This is a genomic window from Burkholderia sp. SCN-KJ, assembly GCF_024656005.1.
Classification (GTDB): domain Bacteria; phylum Pseudomonadota; class Gammaproteobacteria; order Burkholderiales; family Burkholderiaceae; genus Burkholderia.
This window is the reverse complement of sequence record NZ_JANKOG010000002.1, coordinates 257,466-280,808: the sequence shown is the minus strand read 5'-3', so window position 1 is coordinate 280,808 and position 23,343 is coordinate 257,466. Positions and strand designations below refer to the sequence as shown.

General features: G+C 68.0%; 22 protein-coding genes and 1 pseudogene. 8 read left to right on the top strand and 15 right to left on the bottom strand.

What is annotated here, in order from left to right:
• Positions 1–26 precede the first annotated feature (26 nt).
• The 3 genes from NQV17_RS04630 to NQV17_RS04620 all read right to left on the bottom strand — a co-directional run bounded on the left by NQV17_RS04630 (position 27) and on the right by NQV17_RS04620 (position 2,457).
• Complete coding sequence (locus tag NQV17_RS04630; protein WP_257769279.1) at positions 27–647, bottom strand: DUF1120 domain-containing protein; 621 nt, start codon at positions 645–647, stop codon at positions 27–29.
• Positions 648–954: 307 nt separating this feature from the next.
• The gene (locus NQV17_RS04625) at positions 955–1,563 is read right to left on the bottom strand and encodes a DUF1120 domain-containing protein (protein WP_257769278.1); all 609 of its coding nucleotides are present in this window, start codon (positions 1,561–1,563) and stop codon (positions 955–957) included.
• Between the two features lie 267 nt (positions 1,564–1,830).
• Complete coding sequence (locus tag NQV17_RS04620) at positions 1,831–2,457, bottom strand: DUF1120 domain-containing protein (RefSeq protein ID WP_257769277.1); 627 nt, start codon at positions 2,455–2,457, stop codon at positions 1,831–1,833.
• A 350-nt stretch (positions 2,458–2,807) separates the two neighbouring features.
• Between NQV17_RS04620 and NQV17_RS04615 the strand changes: the two are divergent.
• Positions 2,808–3,017, top strand: a pseudogene (locus NQV17_RS04615) (IS3 family transposase); the annotation flags it as partial.
• A 199-nt stretch (positions 3,018–3,216) separates the two neighbouring features.
• Positions 3,217–3,708 carry a hypothetical protein gene (locus NQV17_RS04610; RefSeq protein ID WP_044846642.1) on the top strand — a complete coding sequence of 164 codons (492 nt, stop codon included), beginning with the start codon at positions 3,217–3,219 and terminating at the stop codon, positions 3,706–3,708.
• A gap of 51 nt (positions 3,709–3,759) precedes the next feature.
• On the opposite strand, the gene NQV17_RS04605 is transcribed toward NQV17_RS04610, so the two are convergent.
• The gene (locus NQV17_RS04605) at positions 3,760–5,181 is read right to left on the bottom strand and encodes a sigma-54 dependent transcriptional regulator (RefSeq protein WP_257769275.1); all 1,422 of its coding nucleotides are present in this window, start codon (positions 5,179–5,181) and stop codon (positions 3,760–3,762) included.
• Between the two features lie 882 nt (positions 5,182–6,063).
• Positions 6,064–6,990 carry an AraC family transcriptional regulator gene (locus tag NQV17_RS04600; RefSeq protein ID WP_257769274.1) on the bottom strand — a complete coding sequence of 309 codons (927 nt, stop codon included), beginning with the start codon at positions 6,988–6,990 and terminating at the stop codon, positions 6,064–6,066.
• Positions 6,991–7,170: 180 nt separating this feature from the next.
• Here NQV17_RS04600 and NQV17_RS04595 point away from each other — a divergent pair, with 180 nt between their 5' ends.
• From NQV17_RS04595 to NQV17_RS04570, 6 genes are all read left to right on the top strand, one after another.
• Positions 7,171–7,632, top strand: a complete 462-nt coding sequence (locus NQV17_RS04595) for a (2Fe-2S)-binding protein (protein ID WP_151068530.1) — start codon at positions 7,171–7,173, stop codon at positions 7,630–7,632.
• 2 nt (positions 7,633–7,634) lie between these two features.
• Positions 7,635–9,845, top strand: a complete 2,211-nt coding sequence (locus tag NQV17_RS04590) for a xanthine dehydrogenase family protein molybdopterin-binding subunit (protein WP_257769273.1) — start codon at positions 7,635–7,637, stop codon at positions 9,843–9,845.
• 472 nt (positions 9,846–10,317) lie between these two features.
• On the top strand, positions 10,318–10,716 hold the full coding sequence (locus NQV17_RS04585; protein WP_044846633.1) for a winged helix-turn-helix domain-containing protein: 399 nt from the start codon (positions 10,318–10,320) through the stop codon (positions 10,714–10,716).
• A gap of 432 nt (positions 10,717–11,148) precedes the next feature.
• Positions 11,149–12,327, top strand: a complete 1,179-nt coding sequence (gene sctQ / locus NQV17_RS04580) for a type III secretion system cytoplasmic ring protein SctQ (RefSeq protein ID WP_257769272.1) — start codon at positions 11,149–11,151, stop codon at positions 12,325–12,327.
• A 3-nt stretch (positions 12,328–12,330) separates the two neighbouring features.
• Positions 12,331–13,005 carry a type III secretion system export apparatus subunit SctR gene (sctR, locus tag NQV17_RS04575; RefSeq protein ID WP_124485378.1) on the top strand — a complete coding sequence of 225 codons (675 nt, stop codon included), beginning with the start codon at positions 12,331–12,333 and terminating at the stop codon, positions 13,003–13,005.
• Positions 13,002–13,838 carry a lytic transglycosylase domain-containing protein gene (locus tag NQV17_RS04570; protein WP_374692673.1) on the top strand — a complete coding sequence of 279 codons (837 nt, stop codon included), beginning with the start codon at positions 13,002–13,004 and terminating at the stop codon, positions 13,836–13,838. The genes sctR and NQV17_RS04570 overlap by 4 nt, the downstream gene beginning before the upstream one ends.
• 179 nt (positions 13,839–14,017) lie before the next feature.
• Here NQV17_RS04570 and asnB read toward each other — a convergent pair whose 3' ends face one another.
• From asnB to NQV17_RS04520, 10 genes are all read right to left on the bottom strand, one after another.
• Positions 14,018–15,985, bottom strand: coding sequence for an asparagine synthase (glutamine-hydrolyzing) (asnB, locus tag NQV17_RS04565; protein WP_257769270.1), 1,968 nt, complete (start codon positions 15,983–15,985; stop codon positions 14,018–14,020).
• A 255-nt stretch (positions 15,986–16,240) separates the two neighbouring features.
• Positions 16,241–17,272: an EscU/YscU/HrcU family type III secretion system export apparatus switch protein gene (locus NQV17_RS04560; RefSeq protein WP_257769268.1), complete on the bottom strand. Its 1,032-nt coding sequence runs from the start codon at positions 17,270–17,272 to the stop codon at positions 16,241–16,243.
• A gap of 24 nt (positions 17,273–17,296) precedes the next feature.
• Positions 17,297–18,106: a type III secretion system export apparatus subunit SctT gene (sctT, locus tag NQV17_RS04555; protein ID WP_124667327.1), complete on the bottom strand. Its 810-nt coding sequence runs from the start codon at positions 18,104–18,106 to the stop codon at positions 17,297–17,299.
• Positions 18,100–18,822, bottom strand: coding sequence for a hypothetical protein (locus NQV17_RS04550; protein WP_257769265.1), 723 nt, complete (start codon positions 18,820–18,822; stop codon positions 18,100–18,102). Before NQV17_RS04550 ends, sctT begins: the two co-directional genes overlap by 7 nt.
• On the bottom strand, positions 18,815–20,200 hold the full coding sequence (locus tag NQV17_RS04545; RefSeq protein ID WP_257769264.1) for a FliI/YscN family ATPase: 1,386 nt from the start codon (positions 20,198–20,200) through the stop codon (positions 18,815–18,817). Before NQV17_RS04545 ends, NQV17_RS04550 begins: the two co-directional genes overlap by 8 nt.
• On the bottom strand, positions 20,197–20,826 hold the full coding sequence (gene sctL / locus NQV17_RS04540) for a type III secretion system stator protein SctL (protein ID WP_257769262.1): 630 nt from the start codon (positions 20,824–20,826) through the stop codon (positions 20,197–20,199). The genes NQV17_RS04545 and sctL overlap by 4 nt, the downstream gene beginning before the upstream one ends.
• Positions 20,808–21,554, bottom strand: a complete 747-nt coding sequence (locus NQV17_RS04535) for a Yop proteins translocation protein K (protein ID WP_257769260.1) — start codon at positions 21,552–21,554, stop codon at positions 20,808–20,810. The genes sctL and NQV17_RS04535 overlap by 19 nt, the downstream gene beginning before the upstream one ends.
• Entirely contained in the window at positions 21,551–22,438 is an 888-nt protein-coding gene (gene sctJ, locus NQV17_RS04530; RefSeq protein ID WP_257769258.1) for a type III secretion system inner membrane ring lipoprotein SctJ, read from the bottom strand. The genes NQV17_RS04535 and sctJ overlap by 4 nt, the downstream gene beginning before the upstream one ends.
• A 53-nt stretch (positions 22,439–22,491) precedes the next feature.
• Positions 22,492–22,980 (bottom strand): hypothetical protein, encoded by a 489-nt coding sequence (locus NQV17_RS04525; RefSeq protein WP_124485407.1) that lies wholly within the window; start codon positions 22,978–22,980, stop codon positions 22,492–22,494.
• Positions 22,981–23,111: 131 nt separating this feature from the next.
• Entirely contained in the window at positions 23,112–23,321 is a 210-nt protein-coding gene (locus tag NQV17_RS04520; RefSeq protein WP_044847609.1) for a hypothetical protein, read from the bottom strand.
• Positions 23,322–23,343 lie beyond the last annotated feature (22 nt).

Sequence of the window (23,343 nt, the reverse complement as noted above, 5' to 3'; positions counted from 1 at the left end):
GGAGCCCGCGCACCGGCCTTGCCGCTTTACAGGTAGACCAGTTCCATCGTGATGGAGCCATCGATCGCGATTTCCTGACTCAGATCGAGATCTTTGGCGGGGGCGATCCGTGTGTAGAAGCGCAGCGAGCTGTCGATGTTCTGGTACGCCTGCGGCGAACTCTGGCCAGGCTCAGCCCACGAGGAAAGAAGCACATCCTCCGCCTTGATGTCCCCCCAGCCCTCCCCCCAGCCACTGCCTCCCTTCCAGTGCGCCAAATGAGTGAGCTTGGCGCCATCGCCAAAAATCTCGTCGAGCGCGAGGACGACGGCGCCAACGTTCTTACCGCCAGATGCGCCCAAGCCGAACATGTTGTGGTAAGACGACGTTCCTGCGCGATTGTCAAGCAAGCGGAAGGCGACCTTGGTGGGCGCCTGGCAGTGGACGCCGAATGGCATATTTGAATTGAAGTTGGTCTCGTCCGCCTCCTGAAGATTCCTGGACGAAATCGTGCCCAGATCGACGACCCCGCCATTGCCCAGCGCTATGCTGCAAGCGCTGTCCGCTCGAATTTGACCGCTGACGCTGAGGTCCGCCGCCGACGCCACGCCCGGGCTCGACAACGCACAGGCCAGCATGGAAACACCACACCATTGTTTCAAGCTCATATGAATATCTCTCTCATTCGAAACTGCATGGATTAACGAATGCTGATGCAGCAAGCACGCCGGCGGATGGCTCACAGTTCCAACGTCACTACGCGTCGAACCGTATGCCTCTCTATCGAAATCCGCTTCGTGCTTTTTCAGATTGCGTCGGCTCTCCTAGTCCCCCGGACTGCAAACGCCGCTCGAACGTGCAATCAGCCGACGCTCGGCCTCGCGCACGCACCGACTTAATCGCCGCCGCTAGCCGACTGGGTCCGATTTCTCATAGCGAAGTCTTTGAAATGCGGGAATTCGTGACACGCTGACGTTACAGATACACGAGTTCCAAGGTAGCGGAACCATCGAACTCGAGTTCATCGGTGAACACGGAGTCGTACCTTGGATTGACGGTGATATTCAAGGTACCAGTCAGCGCCTCGAACGCCACTGGCTCACTTTGCGGCCCACCCAGGTCCCACGAATAGGTAGCATCCTGGCTCCAAACGCCCATCCCCTGCCAGGTAGTCTCACCTTTCCAGCGGCCAATCCGGTAACCCTTCTTCCCATCGACCTGGAAGAAGGTATTGTTGTTTATCGTGTAGCAGCCGATCGCGGGATTACCCAGACCAAAATAATAGGGACGATCTTTAGGTGCCGTACCTTTGCGATTGTCGATTACGTCAAGGCCGACCTTGGTTGGATGCTGACAGTTGATCGCCAACGGGATGTTGCGCGAAAAAACGTGGTGCGACGTAGGGAAATTTTCCTTGCGCGACACATTACCGAAATCGGCAACACCGCCATTGCCCAGTGCTACGTCGCAAGCGCCGCCTGATCGGATATGACCGTTGACGCTGAGGTCGGCGGCCAACGTCACGCCCGTACTTGACAACGCGCAGGCCAGCACGGAAAGAACAATCCATTGCTTCAAGGTCATCTGAATATCTCACTCAGTTGAAATTGCATGGGCAAACGCATATCGCGGCAGCAAGCACACGAGCAGATACTCATCGCCAGTTTCGTAAAGTCCCGACCGAAATGTCCGCCTTTCGAAAAACCCGCCAAATCGGAACACTGCGCATAGCGTCAGCTATCCAAATCGCCCGCCCCTGCTTGCCCGGCGAACAGCAGTGTCCGATAGAAGTTGGCCCGAGCGCCAGCCATCGCAGCCGCCCGACGCTCCGGCCAACTTCGTTCGCTATGCTTACAGATAGGTCAGTTCGAGAGTCGCGGAGCCATCCAGCGCAACGCCGCCATTGGAAAGATCCAGATCCGACAGCTTGTTGATCGTCGGGGTGACGGTCAGATCAGCCGAGATGGTCTTGTATGCCCCGGGCGCCGTGCTGCCCGATTCCGAGAACGATTTACGCGCCGAGCCGTTCGCCATCAAGCCCGAGCCGTCGAGCGCCCAGGCGTCGGAGCCAGCGGGCGCCGCCACGACGTCCAGCGCATTGCTGTCGCCGACTGCCCTATTCAGAGCCAGCGTGTAATACCCCGCCTTCTCCTTGCCCAGGCCGAACTCACTGTCGTCACCCTTGCCGCCGGCGGCCGTACCCGAGCGATTGTCCCGCACGTTCAACGCGACCTTGGCTGCCGCATTGCATGAGATCGCCACGGACTGCGTCTTGGCGTCGAGTGTCGTCGTGGCATCCTGGCTGAGCTTGTCCGACGCAATGTTGCCGAAATCATAGACGCCGCCGTTGCCGATCGTGAGAGTGCACGCATCGGGAACGATTTTGCCAATGACCTTGATTTCCGCAGTTTGTGCCTGCGCATTACCGGCAAACAACGCACCGGCAACCAACCCCAATCCTGCCAGCCTTCTCTTCATCGCCTTGCTCCAATAACAAATGAACTGAAAAAAATGATGGCCGGCACCAAGCGTGCTGGTGCCGGAAAAGCCATAGCGTCACCGCGGCGGTAAGTCTGACAGCCGCTCGCCCGTTCACGACAGTAGGAAGAATCTGTTTTCCAGCGAGATATTTCTATCTTTTTGCTAGAAATATCTGAAACGCCACTCGGCCCGTTTCATCGCCAAGCCGAATTCGATCCAGAGATCGGCTCCCGCTCAATCGCCAGATCTTAAAATATTTCGTATTCCGAATTTATTGCACCGATGAGCGGCTCATTGGCATCAAGCAACCGCGTCGAGAAGTCTGGAACCGTAAAAAAGGCCTTCTGTCGCGACAACGCCGTGGGGGGGGGGAGAGCTTCTTCAGTGCGCTGAAAATGGAACGAATCAAACGGCAGATTTACACGACCAGGGCGACGGCAACCGCAGATGTGTTCGATCACATCGAAATGTTCTACAACCGCATTCTCCGGCACGGTCTCGCCGGCAACCTGTCGCCTGTAGAGTTTGAGCGACGCCATGCGCCAAACGGCTCGTGAGTGTCCATGAAACTCAGGCCGGTCCACACTGCCCTCGTACGAACAGCCAACGTTACAGGTCGCCCGGGCCGCACCGACGGCCCGCGGGGTAAAATTGCGGCCTTTGCATGCCATTCCGGGCGACCGGCCAGGGGCAGCGCGCCGTTGCCGGCCGCGCGCCCCGCCCGTTCGCCGGCGGCCCGTACTCCCCGCTTCCTCCATGACCGAATCCGATCTGCAATCCGACGACACCACCATCCACGAAGACGGCCTCTGGCGCGACAACGGCTGGACGGCCCGCATCATCAAGAACGAAGACGACGACGGCTGGGCCGTCGAGATGATCAAGGACGGCGAAGCCGAGCCCGCGCTCGTCGGCCCGTGGACCATGGGTCGCGACAAGAAGAACCCGAAGCCGATGGACGCGAACGCGTTCCGCACGCTGGTGAAGACCGCGACCGAGGTGCTGATGCGTCACGAGCAGCAGCGCCGCGCGATGCTGCACAAGGAAGTGACGGTGCAGGACGGCGACGGGCAGGATGTGTCGGTCACGCTCGACATCGTGCCGGACGAGTTCGAGCCGTATGCGCAACTGAAGGCGTTCGACCCGTACGGCGAACTGCTGGCCGACGCGAAAGTGTCCGCCGGGTTCAAGCTCAACAAGGCCAGCGCCGCACGCTGGGTCGAATCGGGCTTCGAACGGCCGGCCTGACGCCGCGGGCCGCGCGACGTCGGGCCGCGTGCCGCGCGGCCGCAACCGGCGTCAGCCGTGCAGGCCGAGCGCGGTCATCAGCCGGTACAGCGTCGCGCGCGAGATGCCGAGTTCCGCCGCGACGTCGGCATGCTGATGCCGATGCCGCACCAGCGTTTCCTCGATCGTGCGCCGCTCGGCCTGACGGCGCGATTCCGCGAGCGTCGGCGGCCGGTGCGACGTGTACTGGTTCAGTTGGAGATCGACGGCCGAGATCAGCGGGCCGTTCGTCATCACGACCGCGAAACGGATCCGGTTGATCAGTTCGCGCACGTTGCCAGGCCACGCATAGTTGTGGATCGCCTCGATCGCGCACGGCATGAAGCCGCGAATCCGGTGCGAACTTTCGCCGCGATAGCGCCGCAACACATGATCGGCGAGCAGCATGATGTCGCGGCCGCGCGCGCGCAGCGGCGGCTCGTCGATGCGCAGCACGCACAGCCGGTAGTACAGGTCCGGGCGGAACCGCCCCGCCTGCATCGCGGACTCGAGATCGACGTGAGTCGCGGACACGATCCGCACGTCGACCGGAATCGACGCGCGCCCGCCGAGCCGCTCGATCTTGCCCTCCTGCAGGAACCGCAGCAGGCTCGCCTGGCTCTCGAACGGCATGTCGCCGATTTCGTCGAGAAACAGCGTGCCGCCGTGCGCGGCCTCGATGCGGCCGATATTGCGCTGATGCGCGCCGGTGAACGCGCCACGCTCATGACCGAACAGTTCGGCCTGCAGCAGCGTCGACGGAATCGCCGCGCAATTCACGGCAACGAACGGCGCATCGGCGCGCGACGAATGCCGGTGGATCGCCGCTGCGGTCAACTCCTTGCCGGTGCCGGATTCGCCGGCGATGAACACGGTGGCCTCGGTGTTCGCGACCTTGCGGATCGTCGCGAACAGGCGGCGCATCGCGGCGCACGCGCCGATCATCGCGCCGCCGGGCGGCGCGGCATCGACGGCCGGATCGCTTTCCGCCAGTTTCAGCATCCCGTACGCATGGCCGACGAGATAACCGATCGTCGTGTAGGCCGTCGCATTGCGCACGTAGTCGAAGCAGCACTGGCGGATCAGGCGCGCGATGTTGGCATCGCGCAGCCGCTCGCCGTCGGCGAGCGCGACCCAGCCGATCCGCGGATCGCGCAGCAGCGCCTCGAACGACGCGACGTCGGGCGACGCGAAGCCGCCGACATCGACGATGCCCGCATGCAGGCGATCCGCCTTCACGAGATTGAGTGCGTCCGCAACGGATTTCGCGCGCCACACCTCCCAGCCGCGTGACGCGAGGCAGTCGACGAGCCCCGCATCGGGATGCTGCGACAGATACACGAGCGGCCGCGACGGCACGGTATGGCGATGCCGGACCGCGACGAACGGCGGCGTGCATGCGGCCTGTTCGCCCTCCCGCGGGCCTGACAATCTGATCGGGCAGCAATGGTTCACGATGACCTCGCCGCATGGGGTTGTCTGACGGAACAGGCGGCGCGAAACGGTGCCCGGCAGGCTCCCCTGCCCGCGCGCGACGCTGCCGATACGTGAAAGTGGTTGTCCACCTCAAAATGCAGTGCCATCGAAAACATGCATGTCATCGTGGCAATAACGGGGTCTTCATCGCTGTTTCCCGACTGCTTATTGACGAACGCGTCGCCCCTCATCCTTGTCGCATCAGGTCGACCGCTCGCCGGTGCGTCCAATATCGCAAGCGGCATGCCACGCGTGATTCCATCAACGGTTGCGCGATGCGTACCGTCCGCGACGCCCGGCCTTATCGCCGGGACTCGCACGTTGTGTTTCAGGAATGTATCGCGACAACCATCGGCCGCTTGCGCCGATCATTGAGCGCCTCGCCAGCGCGGGGTCGCGCATTGCGGCCGATATGCACATCAGCCCGGCCGGACTGCCTTGCGCAGCCCGTTCGACAGCGTTGCCCTGCCCGAAAAATGATGAATCGACATGCGTGGCGCCCGGTTCGGCTGGGCCGGCACGGCGGATATCGGCCAGTTTCCGGATGTGCACGCCAGTCGCCGCGAATGCAATTGATTCATCCGTGAAAATACCGACGGGATCAGCATGTCGACTGACAATGCGGATGTGCGGCAATTACTGCGCAGGCCGACATGCTGCGCGTTTCGACCGGTCGGTTCGCGCGACCCAGGATGCAGGCGTGAAACGGGAGTCCATGCGCGGCGCGGCAGAATGGTCCGCGGCCCAGCGCGCCCGCGTTCAGCGGCCCTGGGATGCCGATTGTATGTCGCCTCGATTCGTCGCGCCGCGCATCGTGCGACGAAACCAGGCCCGCTGCGATCGACACGACCGGCACTGCCGTCAGGTGCCGAGCAATTCCTTCTTGCGCAGATGCCCGACATCGCGCATCGGCGGCGCGCCGAACAGCCGGCTGTATTCGCGGCTGAACTGCGACGCGCTTTCATAGCCGACGGTCGCCGCCACCGACCCGACGTCGCCGCCCTGCCGCAACAGCAACCGCCGCGCCTCGTGCAGCCGCAGCTGCTTCTGGTACTGCAGCGGACTCAGCGTGGTCACGTGCTTGAAGTGATGGTGCAGCGACGACACGCTCATGTTGACCGCCTGTGCGAGCGTGTCGACGCGCATCGGCTCCGCGTAGTGATCGCGGATCCATTCGATCGCGCGTGCGATCCGGTGCGTCTGGCTGCTCGCGACGGCCATGTGCCGCAGCCGCGTGCCCTGCCCGCTCGTCATCAGCCGGTACAGCAGTTCCTTTTCGATCAGCGGCGCGATCACCGGAATGTCGGCCGGCGTATCGAGCAGCCGCAACAGCCGCAGCGCGGCATCGAGTAGCGGCGGCGTCAACTCGGCGAGCGCGATGCCCTCGCCTTCCGGGCCCGCATCGGGCTCGGGCAGCCGCATCTCGGCCGCAAGTTCGACGATGCGCTGCAGATCGAGCGTGAGCGACAGGCACAGGTAAGGCGCGTCGGGCGACGCCTGCGTGACGCGCGAGAGAATCGGCAAGTCGATCGACGTAATCAGGCAATTGCGCGTGTCGTATTCGTAGGCCTGGCCGGCCACGATCACGCGCTTCGCGCCCTGCGCGGCGATCACGAGCGCGGCACGCGACACGCCGCAGCCGAGATCGACCGGATGCGCATGCCGATGCAGCATCAGTGCCGGCACGGCCGTCGAGTGGGAGCCGTCCGTCGGCGCGAAACGGCCGATCAGCGACGCCAGTTCGCGCCGCCCGGATTCGCGCGACGCCGCGATATCGGTCATATCCATGACGGATTCCTCGCTTGATTTCCCTGAATCGCGGGAGCATAGCGAATCGCTCGCCGCCGCGCCGGGGATTTGCAGGATTGTTCAATAAATTTGCAGGATTGGGTAGACGTAAAAATCGGCCGTTCGCGCACACTGCCACCTGATCCGGCGCATGCCGGGTTTTCCCCACGGAGACAAAAAATGCCCACCACGTTTGTCCTGAACGGCAAGAGTGTCACGCTCGACGCCGATCCGTCGATGCCCGTCCTCTGGGCAATCCGCGAGCACGCGGGGCTGACCGGCACGAAGTTCGGCTGCGGCATGGCGCAGTGCGGCGCGTGCACCGTCCATCTCGAAGGCCAGGCCGTGCGCTCGTGCGTGCTGCCGCTCGCCGGCATCGCGGGCAAGCACATCACGACGATCGAAGGCCTGCAGAGCAAGCCCGCGCAGGCCGTGCAGGCCGCCTGGGTGAAGCTGCAGGTGCCGCAGTGCGGCTATTGCCAGTCCGGCCAGATCATGTCGGCAACCGCCTTGCTCGAACAGAACCCGAAGCCGACCGACGCGGACATCGACGCCGCGATGAACGGCAACATCTGCCGCTGTGCGACCTACGCCCGGATCCGGGCCGCGATCCACGACGCGGCCGCGACGCTGGGAGCCTGACCATGACGATCGAACTCGACAACGCCGGCTCGGTGCGACCGTCGCGCCGCACGTTCCTGAAGGCCGCGGGTGCCGCGGCCGCCGTCAGCCTGACGATCGGCTTCGAATGGGCCGGCCTCGGCCGCCGCGCGCTCGCCGCGACGGCGCCCGCCGCCGACTTCGCGCCGAATGCATTCCTGCGCATCACGCCCGACGGCACGGTCACGGTCATCGCAAAACATGTCGAAATGGGCCAGGGTGCCTATACGGGCATCGCGACGATCGTCGCCGAGGAACTCGACGCGGACTGGTCGAGCGTGCGCGTCGAAAGCGCGCCGGCCGATGCGAAGCGCTATGCGAACCTCGCGTTCGGCACGATGCAGGGCACGGGCGGCAGCTCGGCCATGTCGAACTCGTGGCAGCAATTGCGCGAAGCGGGCGGCAAGGCCCGCGCGATGCTCGTGTCGGCCGCGGCGGCGCGCTGGAAGGTGCCGGCCGGCGAACTGACCACCGCCAACGGCGTCGTCACGCATGCGAAGAGCGGCAAGACGGCCGCCTACGGCACGCTCGTCGCCGACGCGTCGAAACTGCCGGTGCCCGACAAGGTCACACTGAAGCAGCCGGCCGACTTCAAGCTGATCGGCCATCGCATTGAGCGCGTCGACGGGTCGGCCAAGTCGAACGGCACCGCGCATTTCACGCTCGACACGACGTTCCCCGGCATGCGCGTCGCGCTGCTGCAGCGCCCGCCGCGCTTCGGCGCGACGGTCAAGTCGTTCGACGCGACGGCCGCGAAGGCCGTCCCGGGCGTAGTGTCGGTCGTGCAGGTGCCGGGCGGCGTCGCGGTCGTCGCGAACGGTTTCTGGGCCGCGAAGCAGGGCCGCGACGCGCTGAAGGTCGACTGGGACGAAACCAACGCCGAAAAGCGCGGCTCGGACGAGATCATGCGCGAGTACCGGCAACTCGCCGCGCAGCCCGGCGCGTCGGCCCGCAAGGACGGCGATGCCGACGCGGCGATCGCGGGTGCGGCGCGCAAGGTCAGCGCGACCTACGAATTTCCGTATCTCGCGCACGCGCCGATGGAGCCGCTCGACGCGGTCGTCAAGCTGACCGCGAACAGCTGCGAGATCTGGGCCGGCGACCAGTTCCAGACGGTCGACCAGGGCAACGCCGCCAGGGTCGCGGGCCTGAAGCCCGAGCAGGTGCAGATCCACACGCTGTACGCGGGCGGCAGCTTCGGCCGGCGCGCGAACGCGTGGTCGGACTACGTGGTCGAGGCCGTGTCGATCGCGAAGGCGCTCGGCGCGGACGGCAAGCCGGTCAAGCTGCAGTGGACGCGCGAGGACGACATCCAGGGCGGCTTCTATCGCCCGATGTACTTCCACAAGCTCGACGCGGGGCTGACCGCGGACGGCCGGCTGGTCGGCTGGCGCCACCGGATCGTCGGCCAGTCGATCCTCGCCGGCACGCCGTTCGAGGCGTTCATGGTCAAGGACGGAATCGACGCGACGTCGGTCGAGGGTGCGGCGAACCTGCCGTACGCGGTGCCGAACGTGTCGGTCGAACTGACCACCACCAAGGTCGGCCTGCCCGTGCTGTGGTGGCGCGTGGTCGGCAGCTCGCACACGGCCTACGCGGTCGAGGCGTTCATCGACGAAGCCGCGCACGCGGCGGGCAAGGATCCATACCTGTTCCGCCGCGACCTGCTCGCGAAGGAGCCGCGGATGCGTGCGGTGCTCGAGCTGGCCGCGCAGAAGGCCGGCTGGGATCCGGCGAAGCCGCTGCCGAAGGGCCGCGGGCGCGGGATCGCGGTGGCCGAGGCGTTCAAGAGCTATGTCGCGCAGGTCGCGGAAGTGTCGGTCGACGCCGACGGCAAGGTGAAGGTCGAGCGCGTGGTGTGCGCGGTCGACTGCGGGATCGCGATCAATCCCGACATCGTCGCCGCGCAGATGGAAGGCGGTATCGGCTTCGGGCTCGGCGCGGCGCTGCACAGCGCGATCACGCTGAAGGACGGCCATGTCGAGCAGCGCAACTTCGACGGCTATCACGTGCTGCGGATGGCCGAGATGCCGAAGGTCGAGGTGCATATCGTGCCGTCGGCCGAGGCGCCGACCGGCGTCGGCGAGCCGGGTGTCGCTCCGGTCGGGCCGGCGGTCGCCAACGCGATCTTCGCGGCGACCGGCAAGCGGCATTACGTGCTGCCGTTCGATTCGGGCGATACGGCGAAGGCTTGACGGACGGAACGAAGAGACGCCGGGCCGGCCGCGTGACGGGAACGTTGCGCGGCCGGTTTTTTATTGCCGAGCCTGCGGCTTCCAATGTAGGGTTCCAAGTCCGCAAAAATCTTCTGCAAACCATTGATTCGCTTATAAAAACGACTAACCCGGGTAGGGTTCGATGTAGGGTTCGTCATCCGCCCGAAACCTCGTTCGCGCTGGGCGAACCGCGCGTTCCCCACGTTACGCCACCCGTAACGTCCGTAACGCCCGTAACGTTCCCGCCGGATGCTACGTAACAATCCTTCAATGTTGCTCCGACCCTTCCGGTGGGACGCGCCCGTCCCGCGTTAAAAATTCTTTTAGATTCAAGGCTGGCGCGCCGCCCACCCCGCTCCGACCGCCCGTCGATTCCTGTCAGTCTGTCCCTGGCCCGGAAGTTGCGGTACATGACCCGCAAACACTCCTTTACGGACATGCGAGGGCCAACATGGATTGCAAATACCTGTACATCGACAACATAAAAATCAACTTCGTGCGCCGCACGATCGAAATCGACAACAAAGTCGTCGACGTCACGCCGCGTGAATTCGATGTCGTCGAATTCCTGCTCGACAACATGAACAAGATCGTGCCGCGGCAAGCGATTCAAGAAGCGGTCTGGGGCCGCGAGCTCGGCGTGTCGTCGCGCACGCTCGACACCCATATCTCGCGCATCCGTTCGAAGCTGCAGCTCGATCACGACAAGAACCTGCGGATCATCCCGATCTATGCGGTCGGCTATCGGCTGGTGCTGTTCGGCGCGGCCATGACGCACGTCGAACGCCACGATGTGGCGCCGATCCTGCGCGCCGCACCGCAGCAGGCGCTGGCCGCCGACTACGCGTAACGCGTAGCGGCTCACCCGCGCGCCGCCGCAGCGCGGCGCACCGGCAAGGCTCCTCCCACCGCGCTGCACGCGCGACCCGGAGCGTCTCGTGGCCGGGCACGCCTTCCCCGCCGCGACACGACCGCCGCTATCGGGTGGCGGCCGCGTTTGCGGCAGTCGCATGCAAGCGCGCGTGCCGTCGATTAGCGGCCGCGCTGTCGCACGCCACGCCGCCGCAACACCGCGCCGACGCACCACCGCCCCGCCACGCCCCCCGACAAAAGGCTTCGTAGCTCACCGCCACCCGCGCGGCCCCGCGCTGCACACGACTACGGATTCCGGCGCGGCACGCGGCCGGCTGCGTCCCTACAATCGACGCAGCAGCCGCGCGCCCCCTGCGCCGCCGGCCACAACAACCCGTCGAACCAACGCCGAATCCGCCCTGATCCCGCCGTGCCTGCGCTGTCCCTGACGAATGCCGACGCCGGCGACGCCGCGAACCGGGCCCTGCCCGCCGCCGCCGCCCCGGCCGCCGCCGCGCCCGCCATCCCGCCCCCGCCGGCCGCGGTCGCGCTCGACGCGTCGCCCTGGCTGCCGCGCCTGTCCGCCGCCGCCGCGCGCGGGCTGTCGCATGCATACGGCGCGACGGCCGCGGTCCCGGTCACGCTCGGCGAACACGCGTACGAAGTGCGCTGGCGCGTCGATGCCGAACCGGCCGCCGACGCGCATGCCTACCGCTTCGTCATCGGCCCGGCCGCCGGCACGCTGTGGATCGATCCGGTCGCGGAAAGCGCATGGCTCGGCGACGCGGCCGACCCGGCCGTGCCGGCCGTGATCCGCGCGGCGCTGCTCGCCGACCTCGCCGCGCCGCTCTCAGCCGTGTTGCAGGCCGCGACGCGGCAGCGCGTGGAATTGCTGCCGCCGCCGGCGAGCGTGCCCGCGTGGCGCACCGCGCCGGCCGCGCTGCGCTTCGAGCTGCGTCGCGCCGACGGCGCCTGGCGCTGCCACGGCGCGCTGCTGTTCGATGCGCCGGACGCGCTCGCGGTGTTCTTCGCAGCACCGACGCCGGCGGCCACGCGGCCCGACACGCGCGCCGCGTACGCGGGCCTGCCGGTGCCGCTGGTATTCGAGATCGGCCGGACGGAGCTGACGATGGCCGAGCTGGCCGACGTCGTCGGCGGCGACATCATCGCGATCGAACGCTGGCGCGCGCACGAGCAGAACCTGCTGTGCGTCGCGCGGGTGCCGGCCGCGCCGGCGTGGGAGATCACCGGACGGCCGTCGGGCAACCGGCTGACCGTCGAACGAATCAGGGAGATGCCTTTGGAACCGACCCGCACCGACACCCCGCCCGCGAGCGCGCACGATGCGCCGCCCGACGATGCGCCGCGCTCGCTCGACGGCCTCGCGGTCGACCTGCGTTTCGAATTGCCGCCCACGTCGATCCCGCTCGGCGAACTCGGCGCGCTGCAACCGGGCGCGGTAATCGAGCTGCAGCAAGGCATCAATCAGAGCGTGATCCATCTCGTCGCGAACGGGATGCTGATCGGCACCGGCCACCTGATCGCGGTCGGCCAGAAGCTCGGCGTGCGCGTCGTCACGCTGACGCAGCCCGCGCCGCGCGAGCGCTGAACGATGGGCAGCCTGCCGAATCCGGTCGCGCTGATCGCGGTGATCGCCGCGCTCGGCATCGCGCCGTTCGCCGCGCTGATGGTGACGAGCTATACGAAGCTCGTGGTCGTGCTCGGCCTGCTGCGCTCCGCGCTCGGAATCCAGCAGGTGCCGCCGAACCTCGTGCTGAACGGCATCGCGCTGATCCTGTCGCTGTTCATCATGGCGCCGGTCGGCATGTCGATCCGCGACGCGCTGCAGGCACGCCACTTCGACGCGTCGGGGCAGTTGTCGACCGCCGATATCGGCGCGCTCGCCGATGCCGCGCTGCCGCCGGTCAAGGATTTCCTGGTGTCGCACACACGGCAGCGCGACCGCGAATTCTTCGTGCGCACGGCAACCTCGGTCTGGCCGAAGAACCGCGCGGACGGCATCAAGGACGACGACCTGCTCGTGCTGGTGCCGAGCTTCACGCTCGCCGAGCTGACCAAGGCGTTCCAGATCGGCTTCGTGATCTACATCGTGTTCATCGTCGTCGACCTGCTGGTCGCGAACATCCTGCTCGCGCTCGGGATGCAGATGATCTCGCCGACGACGATCTCGGTGCCGTTCAAGCTGCTGCTGTTCGTCGCGCTCGACGGCTGGTCGCTGCTCGTGCATGGGCTCGTGCTGTCGTACCGCGTATCGGGGGCGGGATGAACGCGCGCGCGTTGCGCAGCGTCGTGCCGAACCTGCGCGCGGTGATCGCGCCGGTCGCGCCGGTCGCGCCGATCGTGATGATCGCGCTGGCGTTGACGCTCGCCTGCGCGGGCCTGCAACCGCGCAGCGCGCACGCGGCCGGCAGCGCCGCCGGCTTCGCGCAGCTCGCGCGCGCGTGCGCGCCGAACGTCGATCCCGACACGCTCGCCGCGCTGGTGCGCACCGAATCCGGTTTCAACCCGTATGCGATCGGCGTGGTAGGCGGCCACCTGACGCGCCAGCCCGCGTCGCTCGACGAAGCGCGCGCGACCGCGAGCGAGCTGGCCGCGCGCGGCTTCAGCTACAGCGTCGGCCTCGCTCAGGTGAACGAACGAAACTTCGCGAAATACGGCCTCGACGACACGACGATGTTCGAGCCGTGCCGCAACCTGCGGGCGGGCGGCGCGATCCTGACCGAATGCTTCGCGCGCTCGTCGAACACCGGCCGTCCCGCGCAGGCCGCGTTGCGCGCGGCGCTGTCGTGCTACTACAGCGGCAACTTCACGACCGGGTTCTCGAGCGGCTACGTGAGCCGCGTCGTCGCGAGCGCGCGGCGCAACGCGCGCGAAGGCGGCGTCGAGCCGATTCCGGTGGTGAGCGATACGCCGCCGCCCGCGCGACAACGGCGCATGGACGCGGCCGCGACCACGCCGCCCGAACGCGCGCGCAGGCTCGCATCGCCCGCGGCCTCCACCGACGCGCCGTCGTGCCATGCGCGCCCGGTCGTGATGATGTGCCGCGGCTTGCCGGCGAGCCAGGCGAAGCGGCTGTGCGTGCGCTGTCTCGATCAGTGAGCGTCGACGCGACGCCGGCATGACGTGCATCGGATGACGCGGCGTGCCGCGTCGCCCTGCTTCACGTAGCGCGCTGCGCCTCCAGCCACGCCTGGCACATCCGAACCGGGCCGCGTCATCCCGCTTCATGCAACGCGCTGTGCCTCCAAGCGTGCGCGAAACTTCGGCACCGCCCCGCTTCACGCAGCGCGCTGTGCCTCCAGCCACGCCTGGAACATCAACACCGTCCATAGCTGATGCTGCCAGTTCATCCGGCCCGTCTGGTGCTGGCGCCACAGCCGCTCGACCGCCGCCGCATCGAAGAACCCCTCGTCACGCAGCCGCGACGGCTGCAGCAACGTGTCGGCCCAGTCGCGCAGCGCGCCGCGCAGCCAGTGATCGACGGGCGCGCAGAAGCCCTGCTTCGGCCGGTCGATCAGCGCCGACGGCACGTACCGGTCCAGCAGCCGGCGCAGCAGCGCCTTCGACTGCCCTTCCGGCAAACGCACCGACGCGGGCACGCGCCATGCGAATTCGACGACGTGATGATCGAGGAACGGCATGCGCGTCTCGAGGCTCACCGCCATCGCCGCGCGGTCGACTTTCGCGAGGATGTCGGTCGGCAGGTACGTGAGCGTGTCGATCGCCATCGCCTGCTCGGCGAAGCTCAGGTTCGCGGGCCACGCGGACACCGTATCGAGCGGCGTCGGCGGCTCCTGTCCGGCCAGCGCGATGCGCTCCGGATGATGCACCGACGACATCAGCAGCCGGTACAGCGCGATGCGGCTTTCGGCCGTCATCACGTGGCCGAGCTTGTGCAGCCGGTCGCCGATGCGGGTCGCCGAGTCGCGGGCTTCCACGCCGCTCCATGCGCCCTGCGCGACCGCCGCGAGCTGGTCCGCATGATCGGGACGCAGCGCATGCAGCGCGGCGGCGATCCGCGCACGCACCGCCGCCGGCACGCGATGCAGCTTGCGCCACAGGCGCGGCGTCAGGAAGTAGCGCGTATAGCCGCCGAACAGCTCGTCGCCGCCGTCGCCGGACAGGCTCACCTTCACGTGCCGGCGCGTCAGTTCCGACACGAGGAAGGTCGGAATCTGCGACGCATCGGAGAACGGCTCGTCATAGATCGTCGGCAGTTTCGGCACGACGCCGAGCGCATGGTCGGCCGTCACGTAGAGCTCGGTATGCCGCGTGCCGAGGTGACGCGCGACCGCCTTCGCATAGCCGGCCTCGTCGTAGCCGGCCTCGTGAAAGCCGATCGTGAACGTGTCGACCGGCTTCGCCGACTGTGCCTGCATCAGCGCGACGATCGCCGACGAATCGATGCCGCCCGACAGGAACGCGCCGAGCGGTACGTCGGCTTCCATCTGCCGCGCGACGGCCTGGCGCAGGATCGTGTCGAGCTGACCGACGGCCTCGTCGGCGCTACCCTCGAACGGCTGCTCGCGGCCGGCTTCGATCGCCTGCTCGAGCGTCCAGTACGCGCGCGGGCGCGGCGTGTCGCGCGCATGCTCGAACTGGATGAAGGTGCCCGGCGGCAGCTTGCTGATGCCGCGATAGATCGTATGCGGCGCGGGCACGCTCGACTGGCGCAGGTACAGGCACAGCGCGTCGCGATCGATCGTGCCGTCGAAGCCCGGGTAGCCGCGCAGCGCCTTGAGCTCCGACGCGAACACCAGTGCGTCGCCGATCCGGCCGTAGTAGAGCGGCTTCTCGCCGATCCGGTCGCGCGCGAGCGTCAGCACCCGCGACGCGCGATTCCACAGCGCGAACGCGAACATGCCGGTCGCGCGCCGCAGCGCCGCCTCGACGCCCCACGCGGCGATCGCCGCGATCAGCACCTCGCTGTCGGAGTGGCCGCGCCACGCCGGTGCGCGACCCGCGCGCCCGAGCTCCGCGCGCAACTCGCGATGGTTATAGATTTCGCCGTTGAAGACCATGACGTAGCGGCCGCACGCGGATGCCATCGGCTGCCGGCCGTGGACCGACAGATCGACGATCGCAAGCCGCCGGTGGCCGAGCGCGATACCGGCTTCCGGGTCGACCCAGAGGCCCTGCCCGTCGGGCCCGCGATGCGCGAGGCTCGCCGTCATTCGCGCGAGCGTGCCGCGCGCTGTCTCCTCATCGAAGGCGACGCTATTCAGAAAGCCGTCGATTCCGCACATTGATTTGTCTGCCTCTGTTGACCTGTTCCGTCAGCGGCGGCGCAACCTCGCAGCCCGCCGTCCGGCTGACGGTCGAGCCATATTACGAAGAAATAAATCAGCAATAATTCATGGGTGAATGTTGGATGAACCCGGAAAAAAACCGGCGTCAAGCACGGCATGCGACCGGCCCGGCGAAGCGGAAACGGGGCCGCATCACGACGCATCGATGAACCGCCTGCCTGCCGATGTTCCGGCCCCGACGGTTCGAGTCCGTCAGGCCGCGCCGGTCGCCCACTTCAGCAATTGCGCGACTTCGCGGAAATGCCGTTGCTGGATCGTGCCCTTTTCAGGCGTGCTCTCGTACAGCGCCTGCGCGAGGCCGGCGTTCGCGAGCGTCGGACGCAGCGCGTCGCGCGCGAGCCGTACGATCCGCTCGGCCGCCTCGCCCTCGCCGCGCGCGAGCACCCATGGCAACGTGCCGACGCCGCCGTAATAGAGCGCGACCGCGACGCTCGACGAATAGACGACCACCGACGCGAAGCCGATCCGGTCGGGCAGCGACGAGAACTGCGCTTCGCGCGCGAGCTGCCGGCGCTTCGCCTCGATGTGCGGGTCGCCTTCGTCTTCCTTGTGCTCGCGCCGCACTTCCTCGATCGACATCTTCATCTTCTGATTGAACTCGCGCCGCTGATGCACGATGTCGATCAGCGCCATCACGATATAGATCAGCGCGGCCCAGCCGAACAGCAGCATCAGCAGCTTCACGATCAGCGCGAGAATCGACATCGGCCGCGTGAAGCCGGACTGCACCGCCGGGTCGAGCGACTCGACGATCAGCCAGCCGAGCGTCGCGACCAGCAGCACGGTCTTCAGCAGCATCTTCGCGAGGTTCACGAGGTTACGCATCGACACCATGTTCTTCAGCCCCTCGGCGGGATTGAGCCGCGACAGCTGCGGCACGAGCCGGCTCCACGCCATCACGCCGCCCACCTGCACGAAGCCCGCGAGCAGGCCGGCCAGCAGCCCGGCCGCGACGATCTGCGCGGACAGCAGCGCCCAGTCGCGCGCGGCGCCGTCGATCAGCACCGCGAGCCGCGCGGAAGGATCGCTGGCGCCGGCCGCATCGAACACGAGCCGGAACAGCGCCTGCAGCCGCGCGAACAGCGTGCCGAGCCCGACCGCGAGCGCGACGCACACGCCGACGAAGAACGCGGACGAGATCGTCTCCGCGCTCTTCGGCACGTCGCCTTTCCGGCGGGCCTCGCGCAGGCGCTTCGCGGTCGGCTGCTGGTTCTTTTCGGCCATCGTCGCTCCGGTTCCGGTGGGCCGTCACGCGCCGCCGTGCGCGGCGAACAGCGCGCGCAGCAGCGCCATCAGCCCGCTGTCGGGGCTCAGCAGCGCGTGCAGCGACGCGTATACCACCGGCAGGAACAGCACCATCATCAGCACCGCGAGCGCGCTCTTCAGCGGCTGCGCGAACACGAAGATGTTCAGCTGCGGCACCGCGCGCCCGACGAGGCCGATGCCGAGCTCGACCAGCACCAGCACGATGATCACCGGCGCGGCGAGCTTCACCATCCATTCGAAGATCGTGTCGGTCTGCCGCACGACGAAGGTCTGCAGCATCGACGAGAAATCGGGGCCGAGCGAGCCGATCGGCCACCACGCGTACGACTGCGCGAACAGTTGCACGAGCACCTGCAGCCCGCCCGCGGTGACGAACAGCGCGATCGCGACGAAATTCAGGAACCCTGACGTCGGGCCGCCCTCGTGCCCGCCCATCGGATCGAAGAACGCGGCGCTGCCGCTGCCGGTCTGGAAATCGATCAGGTAGCCGACGCCCTGGATCGCGAACAGCACCGCGCTGAACGCGCCCGCGAGCAGCATGCCGATCACCGCCTCCTTCGCGACGAGCAGGCACCACATCAGGAACGGCAGCGCGGCGACCTGTGCCGGGTCGATCACCGGCGCGACGAACGCGGCGATCACGACCGCGATGCCGTTGCGCACGAGGCCCGTGACGATCTGCTCGTTGAACACCGGCACGACGAACATGATCGGCAGCAGGCGCGGCATCACGTAGAGCAGCGGACGCAGCGTGCCGGCGATGTCGTTGAAGTTCGCGGCGTGGTCTAGCATCGGCGCTCCGCGGCGGCGGGCGGCGCCGGATCGTCGATGGTGGCGGCCGGGACAGTTGCGCCGCCCGGATCGGCGTTGCCGGCCGCTGCGCGCGTGTTTGCCGTGTTTGCCGTGTCCGTCGCGTCCGTCGCGTCTGCCCCCGCCGGTCGCGACACCATTTCCGCATCGAACGCGGCGGCCATGTCACGCTGCCCCGATGCATGCCCCTGCGCGTCGCCCGCCCACACGCCGGCCGTCGCGAAGCGCCGCACCGCATGCGCATCCGCGACTTCGTCGGCGTCGCGCTCGACCCGCGCGGCGCGCGCGTGCAGGGCCTTCTCGCCGGCCTTGTCGAGCTTGTCCTCGGCGGCTTTCGCCTTGCGCGCGGCGCGCTGCAGGTCGGCGAGCGTGGCCTCGTGACCGCGGTGAAGGTGCGCGGCCTCGCTGACCGACGCGTGCGCGACACCGATATGGCGATCGAACGTGCGCGTATCGGCCGCCGCGTTCTGCAACGCGCGCGCCTCGCGCACGTCGTCGGCGAGGCGCGTCTGGATCGCGGCCTTCGCCGCGACCTGCTGCGCAAGCTGCGCGTGCGCGGCATCGAGCGCGCGCCGGCTCTGCGCGGCGATGCCCTGCTGGCGCGCGGCCGCCACGCGCGCGATCTGGCTGCGCATCTCGCGCACGCGCTTCAGGCGGGCGAGCGTCGCGAGCACGAGACGGTCGTCGGCTTCAGACATGGTCGTTCGCGAGTTTCGTCAGCTTCGCGAGCAGCGCGTCGAAACGCACGTCCTCGTGCGACGCCTGCGCGCAGAACGCACCGATCGCATCGCGCGCACGCAGCGCGAGATCGCCGAGCCGGTCGCTGCCTTCGCGGTACTCGCCGATCTGCACGAGCAGCTCGATTTCCTGGTACTTCGCGATCAGCTCGCGCACGCGCGCGGCCGCTTGCTGATGCGCGCGGCCCGCGACGAGCGGCATCACGCGCGACAGGCTCGCGAGCACGTCGATCGCCGGATAGCGGTTCGCGAGCGCGATCTTGCGCGACAGCACGATGTGACCGTCGAGGATCGAGCGCACTTCCTCGGCGATCGGATCGGATTCCTCATCGCCTTCGACGAGCACCGTGTACAGCGCGGTGATCGAGCCGGTCGCGCCCTGCCCCGCGCGTTCGAGCAGGCGCGGCAGCACCGCGAACGTCGACGGCGGGAAGCTGCGCCGCGTCGGCGGCTCGCCGCTCGCGAGGCCGACCTCGCGCTGCGCGCGCGCGAAACGCGTCAGCGAATCGACCAGCAGCAGCACGCGCTTGCCCGCATCGCGGAAGTGCTCGGCGATCGCGGTCGCGACCAGCGCGGATTTCACGCGCTCCATCGCGGGACGATCGGACGTCGACACGACGACGATCGAGCGCGCGCGCACCTCGGGCGACAGGCTGTGCTCGATGAACTCGCGCACTTCGCGGCCGCGTTCGCCGACCAGCGCGATCACGTTCACGTCGGCCTGCGCGCCACGCGCGATCATCCCGAGCAGCGTGCTCTTGCCGACGCCGGACGGCGCGAAGATGCCGACGCGCTGGCCGATGCCGAGCGTCATCAGGCCGTCGATCACGCGCACGCCGGTCGGAAACGGCGTGTCGATCAGCTTGCGCGCGAGCGGGTTCGGCGGGTCCTGCTGCGTCGACACCCACGCGGCGCCCGTCACCGGCCCGCGATCGTCGAGCGGCCGGCCGAGCCCGTCGAGCACGCGGCCGAACAGCGCTTCGCCGACCGGAAACACATGCTCGCGCCCGGACGCCACGACGCTCGTCTCCGGCGACAGCCCGGCCACGTCGCCGAGCGGCGTAAGCAGCGTGGTCTGCCGCGAGAAGCCGACCACTTCGGCGAGCAGCGTCGGCTGGTTCGGCGTGCGCAGCTCGCAGATCTCGCCGAGCCGCGCGCGGATGCCCGTTGCATTGAGGATCTGCCCGACCGCGTGATTGACGCGGCCCTGCACCGACACCGGCGAGAAGAACGCGAGCCCCGCGTCGAGATCGCCGACGAGGCGGCCGCGATCGAACGGCGCGGCATCGTCGTCGCTCTCGCGGCCGTTCGGTTGCGGATCGTCGAGCGGCGCGTTCATCGTGTCGCGCCCTTCAATGCATCGCGGCGGATCGCCTGGCGCAGCGCGTCGATCTGCAGGTCGAGGCTCGCATCGATGCGCCCGGACGGCGTCTCGACCGTGCACGCGTGGCGTTCGAGCTGCGCATCCTCGACGATGCGAATCCGTTGCCGGTTCGACTGGCCGACGAACGCGCGCTCGAGCGCGTCGCGCATCTCGTCCTCGCGGCCCGGCGCGACCCGCACGATCAGGAACGCCTCGTCGCGCACGAGCGGCGCGATCCGCGCGAGCGCGGCCTCGTACAGCTTCTGCGTGGGCATCTCGCCGACGATCGCGCGCACGGCCTTCACGACGATGTCGGCCATCGAATCCTTCATCGACTCCATCGTGCGCGCGGCGGCCAGCGCCTGCGTATAGGCCTGCGCCGCATGCTCGCGCTGCGCGCGGCGCATCCCTTCGTCGTAGCCGGCCGCCTGGCGCTTGTCGAATTCGCGCTGCGCATCGGCGACGATGCGCGCGGCCTCGTCGCGCGCGGTCGCGATCACCGCGGACGCGTCGAGCAGCGCCGCGTATTCGCGCTCCTTGAGTACCTTGCGCTCCGACAGCAGCTGCAGGTTGTCGCTCGTGATCAGAAAAGCCAGTCCCATGACGCAAGCCTCTCGGGAATCAGAAACAGGAACAGCAATTCGCCGAACTGGTCGCGCTGCGCGCGGTTCAGCCAGTACGGCGCTTCGTCGTCGATCGCGCGGTTGAATTTCAGGCGCGCGCGCCGCGCGACCGCGTCGCCCGCCACGCCGATGAAATCCGCGAGCAGCCGCCCGCCGCGTGCACGGATCACCACCGGCAGCGCGGCCGGATCGGCGCGCCACGGTTCGAGCGTGTCCGCGAGCGCACCGAACTCCGGCGCGCGCTCGAGCGCGAGCTCCAATGCATCGCCGCCGAGCTTCGCCGCGACTTCCGCGCGAATGCGGCGCACGGCCAGCGCGTCGCGCAGCCAGCCGCGATGCAGCAGCAAGCCCGCATACGACGCGAGCTGTTCGAGCGCCGCGCCGGGCAGCAGCGCGAGCCGCGCGCACGGATTCGCGAGGTCGAAGTCGTGATGTTCGGCCACGCCGTTCGCATCGAGCAGATGGCGCGCAAGCAGCTTGCGACCGGCCGGGCCGAACGCGTCGGGCGAGCGGTAACGCGCGGGCCAGTCGGCCGGCACGCGCGTCACGTGCAGATAACGGTCGGGCCGCAGGTTGAATTCGCAGACGAGCGCATGAAACGCCGCGCGCCGCGCGGCGGGCGGCGGCGCGAGAGATTGCAGCCACGGCAGCGACACGGCGTCGGGCGCAACGCCCGGCGGCAGCGGCAGCACATGCGGCTCGCTCATGCGCCGTCGCGCGCGCCGTCCGGCGTGCGCAGGCTGCCGCCCGACTGCGCGGACGCGCCGCCTGCACCGTTCGCGCCGCGCGGTGCGCCGCCGACCAGCCCGGCCAGCCGCGCGCCGAACATCCCGCGCCGCGCGGCCGACAGCGCGATCACCGCGCAGGTCAGCAGGATCAGCGCGAACACCAGCCAGCCGAGCGGCGAGCGCAGCCGCAGGATGTCCGACACCGCGCTGCCGATCCCGTCCACGCGCGCCGTGCGCGCGGCGGCCGGCTGCAGGAACAGCGACACGTTGTCGTACTGCAGCCCTTCGATGCTGTGCGCGACGAGATCCTTCACCATCGGCGCCATCGCGCGCAGGTCCACGCCGGGCCGGTAGCGGATGTACACGGCCGCCGACGACGGCCTGATCTTGTCCGCAAGCGGATCGTTCTCCGGGATCACGACCTGCACGCGCGCGACCACCACGCCCTCGATGTCCTGCAGCGTGCGCGACAGGTCCTGCGACACGCCGTACAGGTAGCGCACGCGCTCCTCGGCCGGCGTCGACACGAGCCCCTGCTTCTGGAACAGCTCGCCGAGGCTCGCGTAGCTCGGCTTCGGCAGCCCGTTCGCCTGCAGCACGGTGAGCGCCGACTGCATGTCGCCGTCCGCGACGCTCACCTGCCATGCGTTGCGATCCGACGTGTCGCGCGCGTCGTTGTCCTTCGCCGCGCTGATCCCTGCATCGCCGAGCACGGCAACCATCTGGTTCGCATCGCGCTCCGACAGGCCGGAGTAAAGCTCCTTCTGGCAGCCCGCCAGCAGCGCGAGCAGCCCCGCGAGCAGCGCACGCGCCGCCCGGCTGCGCCACGCATGCAGGCGCGGCGTCGAATCGATCGTCGTCATCGTTTGTCCGCTTCAGGGCGCGCGGCCGGTTCAGGCGCACGCACCGGCTTTCGCTACTCCTGGGTCTTCAGCACCGTGTGCGTGAAGCCGTTCGCCGCCTGCGCGACCGACAGGCTCAACTGGTATTCCGAAATCGTGGTGGTCGCCGTCCACTGGAAATCCATCGCCTTCACCATCGTCATCAGCGGATCGCTGCGGTTGTCCGCCATCGACGTCAGCATCTCGGTGCGATGCTTGTCGATGTTCGCGTACCGCGTGTCGAGATCGTTGCCGTAGGTGCGCAACCGCTCGACGAGCGACGAATGGTTCGCCTGCGCGGGTGTCGCGGGCGTCATCTGCACGGCCGGCGCCGCATCGGCCGGCGCACGCGACATCGCGACGCCCGACGCCGACGGCGACGCCGCGGCCGGCGCGGCACCCGGCTGCATCAACGCATCGAACTGGCGCACCTGCGCCGGATCGGACGCCGTGCCCGCCTGCTGCACGGCACCCGCGAGCGCGGCTGCGCCCGGTGGTGCCGCGCCTACGCCTGTTACCGACATGATCGTGTCCTCCTTGACCGGCAGCGCCGGGAACGGGCCGGCCGCCACGCGCATACGCCCCGCCGGGCGCCCGTCACGGGCGGCCCCGGCATCCGGCATCCGGCGTCGCGCGGCACGGCCGGCGACCGGCGTCATGCGCGGCCGGCGGAACTCAGGTGTTGCGCAACCTGGGCGTTCGCCGTCCCTTCCTGCGCGGTCACTGCGTTGCTGGTTTCGAACGTCGCGGTCGACTGCTGGACCTGGAAGTTGATCTTCGTCAGTTCGAGCTGCGTCTTGGTCAGGTCGTCCGCCTGCTGCTGGACCTGTTGCGTGTTGTTGGCACCAGTCGGGGGGGTACTCATGTTTCGCTCCTTTGCATGTACG